Source organism: Micromonospora sp. bgisy143 (assembly GCF_057708145.1).
Window position 1 is genome coordinate 182,820 of record NZ_JBYIRN010000005.1, and the last position, 15,985, is coordinate 198,804.

15 protein-coding genes are annotated in these 15,985 nt (G+C 70.1%); 9 read left to right on the forward strand and 6 right to left on the reverse strand.

All coding sequences use genetic code 11. From position 1 onward, the window contains the following. Nucleotides 1-34 precede the first annotated feature (34 nt). The 4 genes from AC3EN4_RS10180 to nhaA all read right to left on the reverse strand — a co-directional run bounded on the left by AC3EN4_RS10180 (nucleotide 35) and on the right by nhaA (nucleotide 9,100). Nucleotides 35-4,066 (reverse strand): discoidin domain-containing protein, encoded by a 4,032-nt coding sequence (locus AC3EN4_RS10180; protein WP_435205678.1) that lies wholly within the window; start codon nucleotides 4,064-4,066, stop codon nucleotides 35-37. Nucleotides 4,067-4,218: 152 nt separating this feature from the next. Further along, nucleotides 4,219-5,964 carry an alpha/beta hydrolase gene (locus tag AC3EN4_RS10185; RefSeq protein WP_435205679.1) on the reverse strand — a complete coding sequence of 582 codons (1,746 nt, stop codon included), beginning with the start codon at nucleotides 5,962-5,964 and terminating at the stop codon, nucleotides 4,219-4,221. A 151-nt stretch (nucleotides 5,965-6,115) separates the two neighbouring features. Further along, a complete protein-coding gene (locus tag AC3EN4_RS10190; RefSeq protein ID WP_422735245.1) occupies nucleotides 6,116-7,102 on the reverse strand; it encodes a LuxR C-terminal-related transcriptional regulator in 987 nt (328 codons plus the stop codon). 63 nt (nucleotides 7,103-7,165) lie between these two features. Continuing rightward, nucleotides 7,166-9,100 carry a Na+/H+ antiporter NhaA gene (gene nhaA / locus AC3EN4_RS10195; protein ID WP_435205681.1) on the reverse strand — a complete coding sequence of 645 codons (1,935 nt, stop codon included), beginning with the start codon at nucleotides 9,098-9,100 and terminating at the stop codon, nucleotides 7,166-7,168. Between the two features lie 146 nt (nucleotides 9,101-9,246). On the opposite strand from nhaA, the gene AC3EN4_RS10200 reads away from it, so the two are divergent. The 5 genes from AC3EN4_RS10200 (at nucleotide 9,247) to AC3EN4_RS10220 (ending at nucleotide 11,934) form a co-directional block, all read left to right on the forward strand. After that, nucleotides 9,247-9,633 carry a YbaB/EbfC family DNA-binding protein gene (locus tag AC3EN4_RS10200; RefSeq protein ID WP_435205682.1) on the forward strand — a complete coding sequence of 129 codons (387 nt, stop codon included), beginning with the start codon at nucleotides 9,247-9,249 and terminating at the stop codon, nucleotides 9,631-9,633. Beyond that, nucleotides 9,620-9,988 carry a type VII secretion target gene (locus AC3EN4_RS10205; protein WP_435205683.1) on the forward strand — a complete coding sequence of 123 codons (369 nt, stop codon included), beginning with the start codon at nucleotides 9,620-9,622 and terminating at the stop codon, nucleotides 9,986-9,988. The genes AC3EN4_RS10200 and AC3EN4_RS10205 overlap by 14 nt, the downstream gene beginning before the upstream one ends. Beyond that, a complete protein-coding gene (locus AC3EN4_RS10210) occupies nucleotides 9,985-11,178 on the forward strand; it encodes a WXG100-like domain-containing protein (RefSeq protein ID WP_435205684.1) in 1,194 nt (397 codons plus the stop codon). Before AC3EN4_RS10205 ends, AC3EN4_RS10210 begins: the two co-directional genes overlap by 4 nt. Then, the gene (locus AC3EN4_RS10215; RefSeq protein ID WP_435205685.1) at nucleotides 11,175-11,498 is read left to right on the forward strand and encodes a hypothetical protein; all 324 of its coding nucleotides are present in this window, start codon (nucleotides 11,175-11,177) and stop codon (nucleotides 11,496-11,498) included. The genes AC3EN4_RS10210 and AC3EN4_RS10215 overlap by 4 nt, the downstream gene beginning before the upstream one ends. Nucleotides 11,499-11,676: 178 nt before the next feature. Further along, nucleotides 11,677-11,934, forward strand: a complete 258-nt coding sequence (locus AC3EN4_RS10220) for a hypothetical protein (RefSeq protein ID WP_435205686.1) — start codon at nucleotides 11,677-11,679, stop codon at nucleotides 11,932-11,934. 45 nt (nucleotides 11,935-11,979) lie between these two features. On the opposite strand, the gene AC3EN4_RS10225 is transcribed toward AC3EN4_RS10220, so the two are convergent. After that, on the reverse strand, nucleotides 11,980-12,231 hold the full coding sequence (locus AC3EN4_RS10225) for a hypothetical protein (protein ID WP_435205687.1): 252 nt from the start codon (nucleotides 12,229-12,231) through the stop codon (nucleotides 11,980-11,982). Further along, on the reverse strand, nucleotides 12,228-12,506 hold the full coding sequence (locus AC3EN4_RS10230; protein WP_435205688.1) for a DivIVA domain-containing protein: 279 nt from the start codon (nucleotides 12,504-12,506) through the stop codon (nucleotides 12,228-12,230). Before AC3EN4_RS10230 ends, AC3EN4_RS10225 begins: the two co-directional genes overlap by 4 nt. 179 nt (nucleotides 12,507-12,685) lie before the next feature. On the opposite strand from AC3EN4_RS10230, the gene AC3EN4_RS10235 reads away from it, so the two are divergent. The 4 genes from AC3EN4_RS10235 (at nucleotide 12,686) to AC3EN4_RS10250 (ending at nucleotide 15,981) form a co-directional block, all read left to right on the forward strand. Next, nucleotides 12,686-13,573, forward strand: a complete 888-nt coding sequence (locus AC3EN4_RS10235; RefSeq protein ID WP_435205711.1) for a helix-turn-helix domain-containing protein — start codon at nucleotides 12,686-12,688, stop codon at nucleotides 13,571-13,573. After that, entirely contained in the window at nucleotides 13,566-13,769 is a 204-nt protein-coding gene (locus AC3EN4_RS10240) for a DUF397 domain-containing protein (protein ID WP_435205689.1), read from the forward strand. The genes AC3EN4_RS10235 and AC3EN4_RS10240 overlap by 8 nt, the downstream gene beginning before the upstream one ends. A 268-nt stretch (nucleotides 13,770-14,037) precedes the next feature. Beyond that, nucleotides 14,038-14,541 carry a hypothetical protein gene (locus tag AC3EN4_RS10245; RefSeq protein WP_435205690.1) on the forward strand — a complete coding sequence of 168 codons (504 nt, stop codon included), beginning with the start codon at nucleotides 14,038-14,040 and terminating at the stop codon, nucleotides 14,539-14,541. Between the two features lie 204 nt (nucleotides 14,542-14,745). Beyond that, nucleotides 14,746-15,981, forward strand: a complete 1,236-nt coding sequence (locus tag AC3EN4_RS10250) for a S1 family peptidase (protein WP_435205691.1) — start codon at nucleotides 14,746-14,748, stop codon at nucleotides 15,979-15,981. The last annotated feature ends 4 nt before the right edge of the window (nucleotides 15,982-15,985 follow it).

A 15,985-nucleotide genomic window follows, 5' to 3' on the forward strand; every position in this document is an offset into this window, starting at 1 on the left:
GACCCCTGGCGGAGCCGCCTTCCCGCGCCACATGCTAGGCCGCGTTGTACGCCTCGGCGGTCACCGTGGCCTTGCGGGCAAGGCCCGGCCGAGCCGGCCAGGAGATCCGCACCGCACGCGTCTCCCCGGGCAGCAGCCAGAGGTAGTTGTCGTCGTAGCGGGCCGGCAGGACCCGCCGGCCGTGCTCGTCGCGGACGGCGAGCCGGACCATCGCGGCGACCGTACGGCCCTGGTTGCGGACCGTCGTGGTGACGGTGTTCCGGCCGTCCACGACGCGTACGCCGCTCGTCGACGTCGACAGGCGGGCACCGGCCAGGGTGGTGAGCGCCCGCATCTGCTCGGGCCTGTCGTAACGCCAGTAGGTGTTCTCCGCGAGCACCCGGTCCCGGCCGTCGCGCAGCTCCAACCGGACCAGGTGCAGCCCACCGCCGTCCGGCGCGGCGACGGCGAACACCGGCGTCGTGGAGGAGCGCGCCACGTCGACCCGTTGACGTTGGGCGGCGCCCAGCGACCGGCCGTTGAGGTCGTACCGGCGGGCGGTGACCGTCACGCCGGTGAGCGCCGCCGACGTGTGGTTGACCACCCGCGCCTGCCAGGTGCCCGGGTCGGCCTGGACGTGCACCGGCTCGCACCCCTTGCGGGCCCCGTAGTACGCGCCGTTGACGTCGAGGTCGTAGTCGTACGTCTGCCAGACCGTGCTGTGCCACGCCGGGTGCGACATCCACAGCAGCAGGCCGGTGGCGTCCCGCCACAGGTTGGCGTTCCACGCCTCGAACATGGCCCGGTGGCTCTCGTAGTTGACGAACTGCGCGCGGGCGGCGAACTCGTCGAGCGATCCGGACGCGCTGAGCCGCGCGTCGATCGCCTCCTGGTACGTGCCCACACGCTGGTTACCGATGGTCGACCAGTCGTGGTAGTTCCACACCTCGCCGATCGGCCACTCCGGCGCGTCGCCGACCAGGTTGCGCATGCTCTCGGCCACCGACACCACGGGCATGCCGATCTCGGTGTGGAAGCCGAACGAGTCGGCCTCGTAGATCGTCGCGTCGGTGTAGGTGGTCGGGTCGACCCAGCCGTACGGTCCGCGTCCGCTCACGATGCCGCTGGCGGAGTTGGGGATGTAGAGAATCTCCGGGTGTTCGGTGGCGACGGCCTGCTTGAGGCCGGCGTCGACGATCGGCGGCGGGTCGCCCTCGTTCGCGCCGCACCACACGACGATGCTCGGGTGGTGGCGGAACCGCCGGATCGTGTCGGCGGCGATGTCGACGTAGCCGGGCGGGTTGGGCAGGAAGCCGCCGGCCTGCCAGAAGTCGTTCCACACCAGGATGCCCTGCTCGTCGCAGGCCCGGTACAGCTCCTCGCGGTTGCTGCTGCCCAGCCAGTTGCGGATCATCGTGAAGTTCATGTCGCGGTGCATCTCGACGGTGTCGGCCAGCCGGTCGGGCAGCACCCGGCGCAGCAGCTCGTCCCAGCCCCAGTTCCCGCCGCGGGCGAACACCGGCACCCCGTTGACGCTGATCTTCAGCTCGGTGATCTTGTTGCTGACCGCCTTGACGTCGGTCCATTCCTTGCCGTCGTCGGAGACCTGGAGGACGAAGTCGCGGGCGTACGCCTGCTCCCAGACGATCGTCACCTGGTCGAAGGCGACCGGGGCGCCCAGGTCGACGGCGATCCACTGGTTGTCCTCGAACTTCGAGGACCACCGGGTACGCGGGTTGCCGTCGACGGCCCGCTCCGGCCCGGTGGAGTCGCCGTCGGACGACGACGCGGTGGCCGTCCGGCCCAGGGCCAGGTCGACGTCGGGCTCGGCCTGGCGCTGCACCGAGAGCGTCCACATGGACACGCCCCACGACGTCGCCCGCGCGCCCGTCTGGACGCGCAGGTGCCGGGCGGTCCGGCTGGCGAACGTCTCGACCTGGGTGGCGCGGCTGCCCAGCGGGGTGTCGTTGCTGACCGACCTGACGTCCGTCCACTCCTGCCCGTCGGCGGAGACCTGGACGCGGTAGTCGAGGGCGTACGCCTGCTCCCAGACGATGGTGACCCGGTCGAAGTCGACGGCCGCGCCGAGGTCGACCTGGATCCACTGGTCGTCCTCGGCCTGCGAGGCCCAGCGGGTCGACGGGTCACCGTCGACCGCCCGGGCGGGCACGTTGGTGTCGTTCTCCGACGACGAGGCGGTCGCGTCGCGGCGTAGCGCGAGGTCCGGGCCCGAGCCGTCGGCCACCGACAGGGCGTACATCGAGATGCCCCAGCCGGTGGCACGCTGGCCCGCCTGGATACGCACGTGCCGGGCGTGCTGCCGGTCGAACGTGACGGTCTGCGTGGCGGCCCCGTCGACGAAGTCCAGCGGAGGCTGGCCGGGCGGGGAGATCACGATTGGCTGGTGCCAGTCGTAGCCGAACTGGCGGACACCGAAGCGCAGCTCACGCCGGTCGCTGACCGTGCGCTTGACGGTGGCGGTGAGCGTCAGGTCGTACAGGTGCGGCTCGCCGTAGCCGTTGGGCCACCAGAGGCGGGGCTTGTGCAGGCGCAGCGCCGCGAAGCGCTCCGGCGCGAAGGTGACCGTCGTGGAGGCGTGGGCGGGGACGGTCACCGTGGACTCGACGCGTACCTTGTCGAACTCCGCGCGGACGGTGACGGTGGTCGCGGTGGCCGTGGCGTTGCGCACGGGCACCCGGATGGTGACCTCGGCCGTGCCGGTGTCGGGCAGTTTCGGCAGGGTGGTCTCGACGTGCGGGTCACCGACGACCACGGCGCCGGTGCTGCGCAGCCGGACGTGGTCCCACAGGCCGGTGACGCGGTCCCGGACGGCGGGCATCCAGTCCCAGCCGGACACCGCCAGGTAGGTCGGCGCGTCGAGGTAGTGGTGGGCCGACTGGAGGAAGGTGCGGCCGTCGGGCCCCTTGTCGCCGGGGGTGCCGACGTGCGGCATCGGGGTGACCCGTACGGCCAGGACGTGGTCGCGGTGGCCCGCGAGAGCCTCGGTGATGTCGAAGGCGGCCCGCGCGAACGGGTGCTTGACGCTGCCGACCGATACGCCGTTCACCCAGACGGTGGCCTCGTGGTTGATGCCGTCGAACTCCAGCCAGATCCGGCGGCCGGCGGAGGTGTCCAGGCCGCGCGGCAGCCGCAGCGCCCGCCGGTACCACCAGGTGTGCCGCGACAGCGCCTCGGGGATGCGCAGGTTGTTGAAGCCGGCGACCGGGTCCGGCAGGTGTCCCTGCTCGACCAGGGTGCCCAGCACGGTGCCGGGCACGGTGGCCGGCAGCCAGGAGCTGACGTCGACGCCCGCGCGGGACAGCTCGGCGCCGTCGGTCGTGCCGGCGAAGTCGTCCATCGTCAGCGACCAGCCGGATTCCAGCGCGACGGTGCCGTCCGGGGCCACGGTCAGTTCGGGAGCCCGGCCGGTGTTGCCGCCCTCCCAGCTCGTCCAGCCCTCGGCCTTCGGGCGGGGTGACAGGGCGACGCCGTAGACCTGGAAGCCGTTCAGGCCGACCGGGTTGCTGTTCGACCGCCCGGTGACCGTCATCCGGACCCAGCGCGCGGTGACCGGCTGCGGGAGTTTGATCGCCTGCACGCCGCCCTGACCGTCGGTGGTCTCGTACACCGACCGCCAGTCGCGGCCGTCGGTGGAAACCTCGATGCGGTACGCCGTCGCGGCGCTGGAGAGGATCTCGTCGCCGTCGGTGTCGGTGTAGTTGCCGTCGAACGGCCCGTCGGCGAGGGTCGCCTCGAAGACCAGGGTGACGGCCTCGACGCGGCACTGCGCCTGGAGGTCCACCGAGATCCACTGGGGATCGCCGTTCGCGGCCCGCCACCCGCTGCCCCGGACGCCGACCTGGGGCAGGCCGTCCACGGCGAACGTGGCGGGCGTCGGCGCGTAGTCGGTCGAGGAGACCGCCACCGGGCGGTACCGGGCCAGGTCGGTGGTGGTCGACGGGTTGCCGGCCGACGGCGCGGCGCCGGCGACCGCGTCCGGCAGGACGGCGGTCACCCCGACCGACGCCAGCAGCGTCGCTCCGGCGGAGAGGAAGGTACGCCGCGATACGGTCGATGGCTCGGACATTGCGCCTCCAGGGTGGCAACGTTGTCAGGTGCTCGAGGGGTGGTGGTGACAACGTTGTCAGATGGTGGCCCGATCTTTCCCGGGAGTCAAGAGGGCGCGTCCCATCCACTGGGGAGCGGGCGGCAGGTCGCCGCCCGCTCCCCGGTGCGACGTCACTCCGGGTACGACGGCCCCGGCTCGGTGCGCAGCATCCGCTTGAGCATGCGGTTCGCCGCCCGCATGTCGTCGGTGATCAGGCGGGTCTTCACCGTGCCCTTACCGGTGAGCTTGCCGCCCACCTCGAACACCGCGCTCTCGCCCGGCAGCGGCACCGCCTGGCAACCCGTGTACGTCTCGGCGGGCAGCCGGCCGTCCAGCAGGTAGGCGTACACCGGGTCGTCCACGCACGGGGTGTAGTACGGGAAGACACCGTGGCTGCCCTCGTTGTCGACGCTGATCATCGACGCGCCCGGCAGCTTCTTCGACGCCGCCAGCGCACCCTCGTACGCGGTCGCCACGTCGAGTTCGTCCTGGAGCATCAGCACCTTCGGGAACGTCTTCTTGTCGAACTTCGGCATCCGGTTGCTGGTCGGCCAGTACGCGCAGGCCGGCGGGTTCTGCAGGTAGGGGGCGACCAGCGGCGCGTCCCGGGTGAGGCGTCGGCTGAACGCGTTCCAGTACGCGACGCTGTCGTTCCACTGCCCGTCCTGGCAGCGGATCACCTCGAAGACGTAGTCGATGTCGTACGTGTACTCGTCCGTGCCCTGGGCCAGCTGGGACCGGTCGCGCTGGGTCTTCAGCGCCGCCTGGGCGGCGACCCGGGACTGCTCGATGTACGCCCGGTCGTCGGCCGTGATGCCCGGCGCGGCGAGCAGCTTCGCGGTCGCGGCGCTGAGGATCTGCTCGGGCGTCCAGCCGTTCCACTCCTCGTAGTACTGGATGACCGTGTTCACCGCCGCCGCGGCGGTCGGGTAGTTCTGCGTGTCGTAGAGCGCGCCGAGGATGAACCAGCCGAACATGAACGGTCCCATGCCGACCCGGGTGCCGCCCGCGCGCTCGAACATCTCCCGGATCTTCATCGGGTCGCTGCCCCGGCCGTACAGGTCGTCGTGCCGGGCCATGTACGGCAGCAACTGCTCCTGGAACGCCCGGTCCCGGGTGAACGGTTGCAGGTCCCAGGTCTCCTGGAGCGTGGGCGAGCCGACCGCCGCCACCGAGTCGAGCACCATCCGGCCGGTCCGGCTGCCGAACGTCGCCGCGTACCAGGTGCCCAACCAGGTGCCGTACGAGTAGCCGAGGTAGTTTAGCTTGCGCTCCCCCAGCAGCACCCGGATGAAGTCCATGTCGTACGTGGTCTGCTCGGTGGTGATGTACTTCGTCAGCTCGGTGCCGCGGCAGCCGCGCACGTTGGCCTGGGTGATCAGGTCGTTGGTGTTGTCGGTGTCGCGGTAGGTCACCGTGCAGAGCAGCGGGGTGCTCTGCCCGACCCCGCGCGGGTCGAAGCCGATCACGTCGTACCGCTCGGCGAGGGCGGGCGCGGACCGCGCCACGTACGGCGCCAGCGACAGGCCACTGCCGCCGGGGCCACCCGGGTTGACCAGGAGGATGCCCGCCCGGTCGGGGCCGGACGCGGCGGTACGACTGATCCGGACCTGGATCGTCCTGCCGTCGCGGGGGTTGTGCCAGTCGCGGGGCACGGTGACGGTCGCGCAGGACAGACCGAGCTGCGCCTCGTCCTCGGGGCTGACCTCGGCCAGCCCGCACGGCTCCCAGGTGATCCGCTGGGTGGCGAGCGGCGCGGCCAGGGCGGCGGTGTCCGGCTCGGTGGCCGTGGCCGCGCTGGCCGAGGTGCCGGCCGCGCCGCTGGTCAGGACCGCCGCGACCAGGGTCACGGCGAGCAGGGCGGTCGGCCGGCGCACGCGGCGTGGGTGGCGCGACCCGGTCGTGGGATGGGGCATCGTCCCGTCCTCTCGTACAGCGATTGATCGAACGGCATTCACCCTGGCTCAGGAGTGTTTCGCCGCCGCCGTTCCGGCGTGACGAAGACCCGCCATGGCAGGTTCCGGCCAGTTACAACCAGCCGCGCCGGGTGGCCTGCACGCCGAGCTGGAACCGGCTGCGCGCGCCCAGCAACTCCTGGAGGCGGCTGACCCGCCGGTGCACCGTACGGTTGCTGACGCCCAGGTCACGGGCGATCGCCTCGTCGGTCAGGCCCGCGGTGAGCAGCGCGAGCAGCCGCTGGGTGGCCACCGTCGGCTCGGCGTCCGGCTCGGCGGTGGCGGCGGTGGCGTGGATCGGCGCACCGAGCCGCCAGAACACCTCGAACAGCTCGGACAGCCCCTCCAACAACCGGGAGCGGTGCACCAGCACGGCGTCGGCGTCGTCCCCGCCGGCCCGGGGCAGGACGACCAGGCCACGGTCGGCGTCGACGAGCATCATCTTCAGCGGCAACTCCGGGAAGACCCGCGCCTGCTCACCGGCGGCGACCGTGGCGCGTACGGCGGCCAGCATCGCCTCGTCGTGCAACAGCTCGCCCTCGTAGACGCAGCGGTACCGCCGGCCGCGGCGCAGCGCGTCGTACTGCACCTCCTCCGGCACCCGGGTGGTGTCGCGCAGGTACGGTCCGCGTTCCAGACCGCGTACCTCGGTGCGGGCGCCGGCCTGCAACTGGCGGAACAACTCGCGGACGGCGTCCTTGCCCTCGATGACCTCGACGAACGCCGCGCCGGCGCCGTGCACGGCGGTGTAGAGCCCGGACAGCGTCTCGGCGGCGGCACGCGCCTGGGCGGCCTCCAGCTCCCGCTGCGCGGCCCAGTTCTCCAGGGCGGTACGCGGCGGCCGGACGTGCAGCACGCCGGCGGCGTCGCGGTGCACGGCTCCGCTGTTCAGCAGGCCGGCGAGCGCGCGCGTGGCCGGTGCCGACGCGGTGGTCAGGAACTCCCGTTGCGCCACCGGCGCCACCCGCAGGAGATCCTGGTAGACGTCCACGGCGTCCGCCGTGAGCGGGAGCGATTCCACGTCGAGGGCGGGCGTCACGGCGTGGGGACCGATCCGCATGCGGGCGATCGTAGAGCGCGTGGGTGTCGACGGTTCACGCAGGTCGGAGCGCATTTATTGCGATCAGTCCGGGGTCGCTCCCTTGCCCTGGCCGGGCTCGCGACGGTGGTACTCGGGTTGCAGCCGCGCGCTCGTGAACGCCGACTTCACCGCCGCCTTGAGCGCGGCGATGTCGTACGCCCCGTGGTGGCGCTGGCCGTTGATGAAGAAGGTCGGCGTGCCGGTGACGCCGCTGAGGTCGGCCGACTCGACGTCCTCGGCGATCCGGTCGACGCCCATCCGCTTGGCCATGTGCTCCCGGAACGGGTCCAGCTCCAGGCCGAGCTGCTCGGCGTAGCGCAGCACGTCGGCGGGGTCCAGGGCGTCCTGGTGGGCGAGCAGCAGGTCGTGCATCTCCCAGAACGCGCCCTGTTCGCCCGCCGCCTCGGCGGCCTCGGCGGCGAGCTGCGCGTGCGGGTGGACGTCGGTGAGCGGCAAATGCCGCCATACGTACCGGATGTTGGCGAAGTCGGCCAGCAGTTCCCGGACCACCGGCTCGGCCTGCCCACAGTAGGGGCACTCGAAGTCGCCGTACTCCACCACCGTCACCGGCGCGTCGAGCGACCCGCGCAGGTGATCGCGCTCCTCATCGACCGGGAGTTTCAGGTCGACGATCCCCATGGCCATGCCGAGCAGCGCCCGCGCGCGTCGGGTCGGCGAGAGCCGGGCGACGATGCGGAACAGCAGCCAGGTGAGGACGGACGCGCCCACCGTCGAGACGAGGATGCCGAGCTTCGCCTCGTCCAGCGCCGGGCCGTGCAGGGCGTGGCTGGCGATCAGGAGCGCGACGGTGAACCCGATACCGGAGACCGTGCCGACCCCCACGACGGCGACCCAGCCGACCGGCGGCCGGAACCGCTCGCCGCTGAGCCGGGTCACCAACCACGAGGTGAGCACGATGCCGAGCGGCTTGCCGACGACGTACGCCGCCACCACGCCGAGCGTGACCGGGGAGGTCACGGCCCGGCCCAGCAGCTCGCCGTCGACGACGATCCCGGCGTTCGCCAACGCGAACAGCGGCACGATCACGTAGCTCGCCCACGGGTGGTAGAGGCTCTGGAGTCGATCGTTCGGCGACAGCGCGGCGGTCAGCCCGGCCTGGGCCATCCGGGCGAGCCTGGGCGTCGGTTGCTCCCGGAAGAGGCGGAACTGGTCGCTCGCCCACTGGAGGTCCTTACGGCCCGGGTCGTAGGCGTAGGTCAGCAGTCCCATCACCAGACCCACCACGACCGGGTCGACGCCGGACTCGGACACCGCGACCCAGGCCGCCACGCCGAGCAGCGCGTAGAACCAGCCGTGCCGCAGCCCCCACGTCCGGACGAGCACCACGACGGCGAAGATCAGGGCCGCGACGAGCAGCGCGGTCGGCGAGAAGTGCGCCGGGTAGGCGATCGCCAGCACCGCGATCGCCACCAGGTCGTCGACGACCGCGACCGTCAGCAGGAAGGCCCGCAGCCGGTCCGAGAAGCGCGGCCCGAAGACGGCCAGCGCCCCGAGCGCGAGCGCCGTGTCCGTGGCCATCACCGCGCCCCAGCCCACCGCGGTGGAACGCCCGGCGTTGATCGCCAGGTAGATCCCGATCGGCAGCAGCATGCCGCCGAACCCGGCCAGCATCGGCAACGCCAGCCGACGCCGCTCGCGCAGCTCGCCGATGTCGAACTCGCGGCGCAGCTCGAGCCCGGCGACCAGGAAGAAGAAGGTCATGAGGCCGCTGTTGACCCAGGTGCGCAGGTCGTGCGAGACGGGCCAGTCGCCGAGCCGCACCGACAGGGTGGTGCGCCACACCGCCTCGTACGACGACGGGTGCAGGTTGGCCCAGACCAGGGCCACCACGGCGGCGACCAGCACCACCCGTGCGCCGCCCGTCTCGGTGCGCAGGAACGCGCGCAGCGGGGCGTTGATCCGCCCCTGCCAGGCCGTTCGGCTGGACCACCCGCGGTGTGGGTTGTTGCTCGTCACGGAGGCAATCTTCCTCGACCCGACCGCCGCGTGGCGCAGATTGGCACGAGGCGAACGTCTCAGGCATGCACGGAACGCGACTGGTTGGTAGCGTATCGGTGATCTCGCTGGCGGCGGCCGGCGGTGGTCCCCTGGGGAGGGTCAGCATGTGGGCGGACGACGCCGCGCTCGACGCGGCGGGACGCCGGCTCGACGAGTGGGAGTCGTCGCTCGCCGAACGGGCGGAACGGGCAAAGGCGCTGTCGACGCGGGTGCAGGAGCTGACCGGCACCGCCCACACCCCCGACCGGACGGTCCTGGTCACCGTCGACTCGGCTGGCCTGCTGATCGACCTGTGGCTCGACGAGCGCACCCGGCAGCAACCCGCGGCACGCACCGCCCAGCAGATCGTGGACACCACGAGAGCCGCACGCGCCGACCTGTTGCGACAGGTCGCCGACTCTCTCGGCGACGACGCCAGCGCCCGGGCCATCATCGACTCCTACCGCAACCGGCTGAGCCACGACCAGGGGCCGAGCGATGCCGGGCGGTGACGGCATCCAGGTCGACCCGGACGACCTGACCGCCCACGCCGCACGCCTCGATCACTGCGCCGGCAGCCTCGACACCGCCCGGCAGGCGGGCCAGCAGGTCCGGTTGGGCACCGACGCGTACGGGCAGCTCTGCGCACTGATGCCGACGCTGCTCGACGGCCTCCAGCGGACCCTGGTCGACGGCATCGGCACCGCTGCGGGCTCGGTGCGGGACACCGCCGCAAAGCTGCGGACCAGCGCCGACCGCTATCGATCCTCCGACGCCCATGCCAAGCACCTGCTGGACGGGGTGCGGCAGCACCCGCTCGACGGGGTGCGGCAGCGTCCGCTCGACGGGGTGCGGCAGCGTTCGTGACGTCCAACCCGCTCGTCGCCGTCGCGGCGGACACCCCGCCCAGCGCCTGGGCGGGCGTGTGGATCTGCGAGGACATCGAACTCATCGCGCAGGGCATCCGCAGCGGCAGCTGGATCGACGGCAGCCTCGGTGTCGTGAGTGCCGGCCTCGACGCCCTCGCGTTCGTCTCCGACCCGGTCGGCGCACTCCTGCAATACGGGATCGCCTGGCTCATCGAGCACGTCAAGCCACTCAGCGAGGCGCTCGACTGGCTCGCCGGCGACCCGGCGCAGATCACCGCACACGCCCAGACCTGGCGCAACGTCGCCGTCTCGCTCCGCGAGGACGCGGCCGAACTGGCGCGCGCTGTCTGCGACGACGTCGCCGGCTGGGGCGGCAGCGCCGGCCCCGCCTACCGCGCCTGGGCCGCCGAACAACACCAGGCCATCACCGGCCTCGCCCTGGGCGCCGACACCATGGCCGCGATCACCGAAGGCGCCGCCGGCCTGGTGGCCGCCGTCCGGCTCCTGGTCCGCGATGCCATCGCCACCTGCGTCTCCCGCCTCATCACGTACGCGGGCGAACTCGTCATCACCGGCGGACTGGCGACGCCGCTGGTCGTGGAGCAGGTGACCACGCTGGTCGCGTCGTGGGGGGCGCGGATCGCACGGTTGCTTCGCGCACTGCTGGCCAGCCTGCGACGGCTGATCCCGGAGGTGCGCCGGCTCAGCGACCTCATCGACAAGCTCAAGCAGGCGCTCGGACGGCTGCAGAGAGCAGAATCGCCGCCGAGTCGGAACACGCCCAAACCTGAGCCGCCCCGCGAGCCGCCAAAGCCGGCGGTGACGGAACAGCAACGGATACACGATCTCGGCATGGATCCGGCGACCGGGAAGTTTCGTCCGACCGAGGCGGAGACAGCGGTCCGGCTGGAGCAGGAGATGGGCGTCATACTCCACCGCGCTCCCCCGGCCTCCTCTGCCGACTGGGTGGACGAGTCCGGACGGACCTACGATGCGGTGGGCAACTTCCCGCCTCAGTTCTTTGACCGCCAGTGGCCCCAGCTGCAGTATCAGATCGAACGACACTTGCACAAAGCTGACCTGGTACCGGTGGACGTGTCGCAGTTCGTCCCGGAACAGGTTGCTCGGATCGAACAGTTCATCGCGGATCGAAACCTCGGTCCGCGAGTATTCATCGTGGGGAAATGATGGCTGGCCTTATCGTGCTGAAACCCGGCGTCGACTGGACTTCATCGGGTGGGCTGTTCGAATGGACGCTGGAGTTCTTGATTGCCCGTCTCTCCGACAGGCAGACCGCTGACCGCTTGCAGGAGATCGTCGACAACAACCTCGGGTCGTTGTGGGTCGACGACCTCCCACCGGCAGCACAGCTGGAGATCGTCAGCCACTGGCGCAACGACCTGGTGACGGCCGGCGAACGGCAACTGCCGGAGACCGAGCACAAGGTCGACGTCATCCGCCATCTCCAGGAACTCGTGGACGCAACCTACTCAGCCGGGTTCCCCTGACCCGTCGTCGACCCGCTCGCCGCCAGGTCCGGATTCGGCACTCTCCTGCGCCACCCGTTCGGCCCGTACTACGAAGGCCGCACCGGCGGATAGCCTGACACTCACGAACTTCGATGTCCCGGACGCGGCTCGGCGCGGAGTACGTGCACTGTGGACGGTGATGATGGAAGGAGACTCCATGCGCGCACGCAGATGGGCGACGCTGGCGGTGGCGACGACGCTCACACTCGGCGGGCTGGTCGGGACCGGCGCCGCCCCGGCGGCAGCCGACCCGCAGGGCGGCACGCTCCGCGGCGTCTACTACGACGGCCAGTTCTGCAACAGCTACGGCAGCGAGGGTGTCCAGACCGGCCAGTGGAGCTGGTACTACTGCGAGTACCGCCAGTACGGTCCCAACGCCCCCGGGTTCTACTTCCTCTGGAGCTTCACGTACTGAGCGGCGGTTCCGCCGCCGGCCCCGCTCGGCCGGCGGCGGCTCCCCTCATCGGCGCAAACGGCGAGAGCATTCGCCGTCATGGCCGTCGCGCAGCAGGCAACGCCGACCGCCGGGCAGCCGCAGATCGCAGAAGACCCGGTGGCGCAGGCACTGCTGATCCTCCTCGGAGACGGTGGTCTCCCCCGGGTCCGCCATCGGCAGCACCAGCATCCACCGTCCGATGACCCGGGCCAGGCGCTGCGCGGCGGGCAGGTCGGTGGCGACGACGGGCAGGTGGATCACGTACCGCTGGCTCATCGACCATGACCTCCGGCCTGCCGGCGGTCCATCTCGCCCCTGAGCCGGACGGTCTCGCGGCGACTCTGGACAAGGGCCGCGTAGACGGCGGCCATGTCGACGGCGACCCGGTCGAGGAAGGCGTACACGTCGTCGGGGTCAAGACCGCGACGCCCGAGCCCGACCGGCACGAAGCGCCGCTCACGCACCTGCCATGGCAACAAACTGGTGTACGCACCGGAGCGATCGACGCCACCACCGCTCGCCGCCCTCGGTCGCTCGTTCCTGGTGTTCATGTCTGCCTACCTTCCTGACGGGACCGCCGTAGCGTGCTCAGCCTGCGACGGTCCGCAGTCAGAACGCAACGTTCCATACCGCGATTTCGTCGTTGTGCATTGACTTTCTTTGCTGAAACCCGTAGGAGTTGCAGGAGCAGGTCACACAGCGTTGCGCCTTGGAACCAGGGAGTGTGCGGATGCCCGACGACATTGGATCGACCGTGCCGCGCCGGCAACTCGGTCGGCTGCTGCGGCAGTTCCGCAACGAGGCCGGCGTGACACTCGACGCCGCCGCCGAAGCCCTCGAATACAGCCGGCAGAAGATCTGGCGACTCGAATGCGGCCAGGGCCCGGTCCGGGTGCTCGACGTCAAAGCGATGTGCGAGCTGTACGGGGTGTCGCCCGAGATGACCGAGGCGATGCGCGGACTGGCCATGGAGACGAAGTCGAAGGGCTGGTGGCACGCGTACGGCGATGCGGTGCCGAACTGGTTCGAGCTGTACGTAGGACTGGAATCCGCCGCCGCCCACCTCCGCCGTTACGACGAGTCGCTCATCCCCGGGATCCTCCAGACCAAGGAGTACGCCCGCGCGCTCTACCGCCTCGGCGGAATGTTGAACGAGGAAGAACGCGAGCTGGCGGTGCAGGTCCGACTTCAACGGCAGGCATTGCTCATTCGGCGCTTGCCGGCTGCTCCCAAGCTTGAATCCGTCCTGTCCGAGGCGGTACTCCGGCGCGGCGTTGGCGGCTCGCCGGTCATGACCGAGCAGCTCGCTCACCTCACCAAGCTGTCCGAGCTACCAAACGTCAGCGTCAGGGTGCTGCCGCTGGCAGCAGGCCCGCAGCCCGGGGCGGTTGCGGGGTCGTTCGTGATCCTCGATTTCCCCCCAACCAAGGGTGGCCGTGCCGCCCCGGAACCGTCGGTGGTCTACAGCGAGTCGCTGACCGGGGCGCTATACCTCGACAAGCCCGACGAGTTGGCCGCGTACCAGCGCGTCTGGCGAGGGCTGGATGCGCTGGCCCTCAGCGAGGCAGAATCGAAGGACATGATCAAGCGGATCTCCGGGGAGATGCGGCATGACTGACCTGACCGGCGCCGTATGGCGCAAGAGCACCCGCAGCGGCGACAACGGCGGCGACTGCGTGGAGGTCGCCACCAACCTTGCCAGCATCGTGGCCGTCCGCGACTCCAAGGACCAGGCCGGACCGGCTCTCACCTTCCACCCAAACGCTTGGTCCGCCTTCGTCGGCAGCACCCGCGACAACGCGCTGACCCGCTGAACTCAGATGCGGACGCGCGGGCGCAGATGACCGTGTCGGTGCAGCGCCACTGAAAGTCGCCACCGAAACCGGTTTCATGCCAATTGCCTGTGCGGGAATTGCGGGATCGCGGATCGTGATTAGTCAGCCCTGCCCAAAAACTCGTCGGATACTTGTCCAAGATACGACCACGGTAATACGGGCCGGATAGACGACAGCGCACTCCTTCGCTTACCGGGCTAGCCTCCTCTCGTCCGTCCATTGAGGCTCCGAGCCGGAGGTGCATGTCATGTTCATCGTGGCGACCCAGGACCCGAATACCCGCCGTCATTCCGAGGGTGCCGAATCGGGCGCGGCCGCGTGGGGCGCTCTCCTGCCCATCGACGCCGGGCTCACGCAGGCGGAGGCGGATCGGCAGTTGGCCACCTACCTGGCCGGCGTGCAGGCAGGCGAGCCACTGTGCATTCGCGCCCACGGCAACGACGAGGAGATCGGTGACGCCGAGGCGGGCGCCAAGGACTGGGGTTGGACCTACAAGAAGCTGGCCCGGATGCTGGCCACCCACCTGACCGCCACCCCGAGCGTGGTCCTGATCCGCTCGTGCGCCGAGAAGGTGACCAACTTTCCCACCCAGATGGCGGTCCGCCTGGAGTCGAACTGGCCGGGTGCGAACCACCTCGACGGTGTCGCCATCTACGGCTACAACCTGTCCGTCAACATCAGCACGCCGGTCCCCTCACCGGAGCAGCTGACGAAGAACGTCCAGGTCCAGCCGGTGGTCGTCTCGTTGTGACAGCCGATCCCCGCGATCGTTGAACACCAGTCCGCTCGGGCGCTCAACCCCCCGAACAGAAAGACGGTAGTCGCACCCTTTCACGTAGCGCTCCGACCATTTGGTGCAGTTCGTCTCTTGTACGGGTCAGCCCGAACAGGACATCGAAATCCGTCTTCGATCAATAGGCTCTGAGCTTCTCAACTCGGCATGAGGAGGGCTTGGATGTCCAAAAAGCGGGGGACTGTCGTCCTAGCGGCGACCTTGATGGCAACGACCGCGATGTGGAGCAGTCCGGCGGCGGCCGATCAACCGAAGTTGACCAACCAGCAGATCGCGGCCATGTCACCTGCGGAGCAGGACCTTCTGCTCCAACCGTTGCGCGAGATAGCGGATGCGGCCGCCGCCGTCGGGGCCGCATCCCACAGCGGTGTTTTCTCCGGTCTCGAACTCGATGGAACAACGGGAACGGTCAAGATTTATCTGACCGACCTCGGCGCGGCGAAGAGTTTCCTTGCCGCGGTGCGGAAGACCGACCCGACGATCGAGGCCAACCGCATCGAACTGAAGCAGGGCGGCCACACCTTCGCCGAGTTGAAGTCGGCGGGTGAGCGGCTCATCAACGAACAGCAGCGTTCGGACCTGTCAATTGAAAGTGTGGCGGTCCCCGCCGACGGCACCGGCCTGACGGTTCGCGCCCGGGACGTCGTACGCGCGGCAGAGGCGTTGACACCGTCCGCTGTCGCCCGGCGGCCCGTCGCCGAACTTGTCGGCATTCCCACCGTCGTCGAGCCGGCTTCCGCAATGGCCGACGCTTCGCGGCGGCGGGACACCCCCCAATGGATCTCCGGCGCAGCCCTGAGCGCGTCCAGTACTACGCAGAGCGAGGGATACGACTGCTCGTCCGGCCTGCCTGCCCGCCGGAAATCCGACGGGCGGTCATTCCTCATAACTGCTGGGCACTGCTTCGCCAACAGTGTGACGATCTACACCGGGTGGGAGAGCGGTGGACGCAACAAGATCGGAGTTACCACCACGCGATCCGACTATTACGACGCCGTGGCAATCGACACCTCCTCCACGGGAACGACAGCGAGCCGGACGTGGGACGGAAAATCGGGCAACTACACGGTCAACGATGTGACCGGCTCTGCTCTTTCCTACACCGGAGACTGGGTCTGCCAGACGGGCTACACCTCCGGTGTCGTGTGCGGCATCCAGGTGACCAGCGGCTGGCTCACCTGGGTGGGATCCAATGGCATCACTCACGGCGGGGTCGAGGCCTTCCAGCGCGACGGCACCACGGCCTGCCGGCCCGGTGACAGCGGAGGACTTGTGTTCAACGTGAGTGCCAACGTTCGTCAGGCCCGCGGGATCATCAGCCAGTGTGGCGGCACGAAGGCGAGGTGGACGGAGGCACCGGCCATCTTCAACATACTTGGGATGTCGCTCGCACCCTGATCTC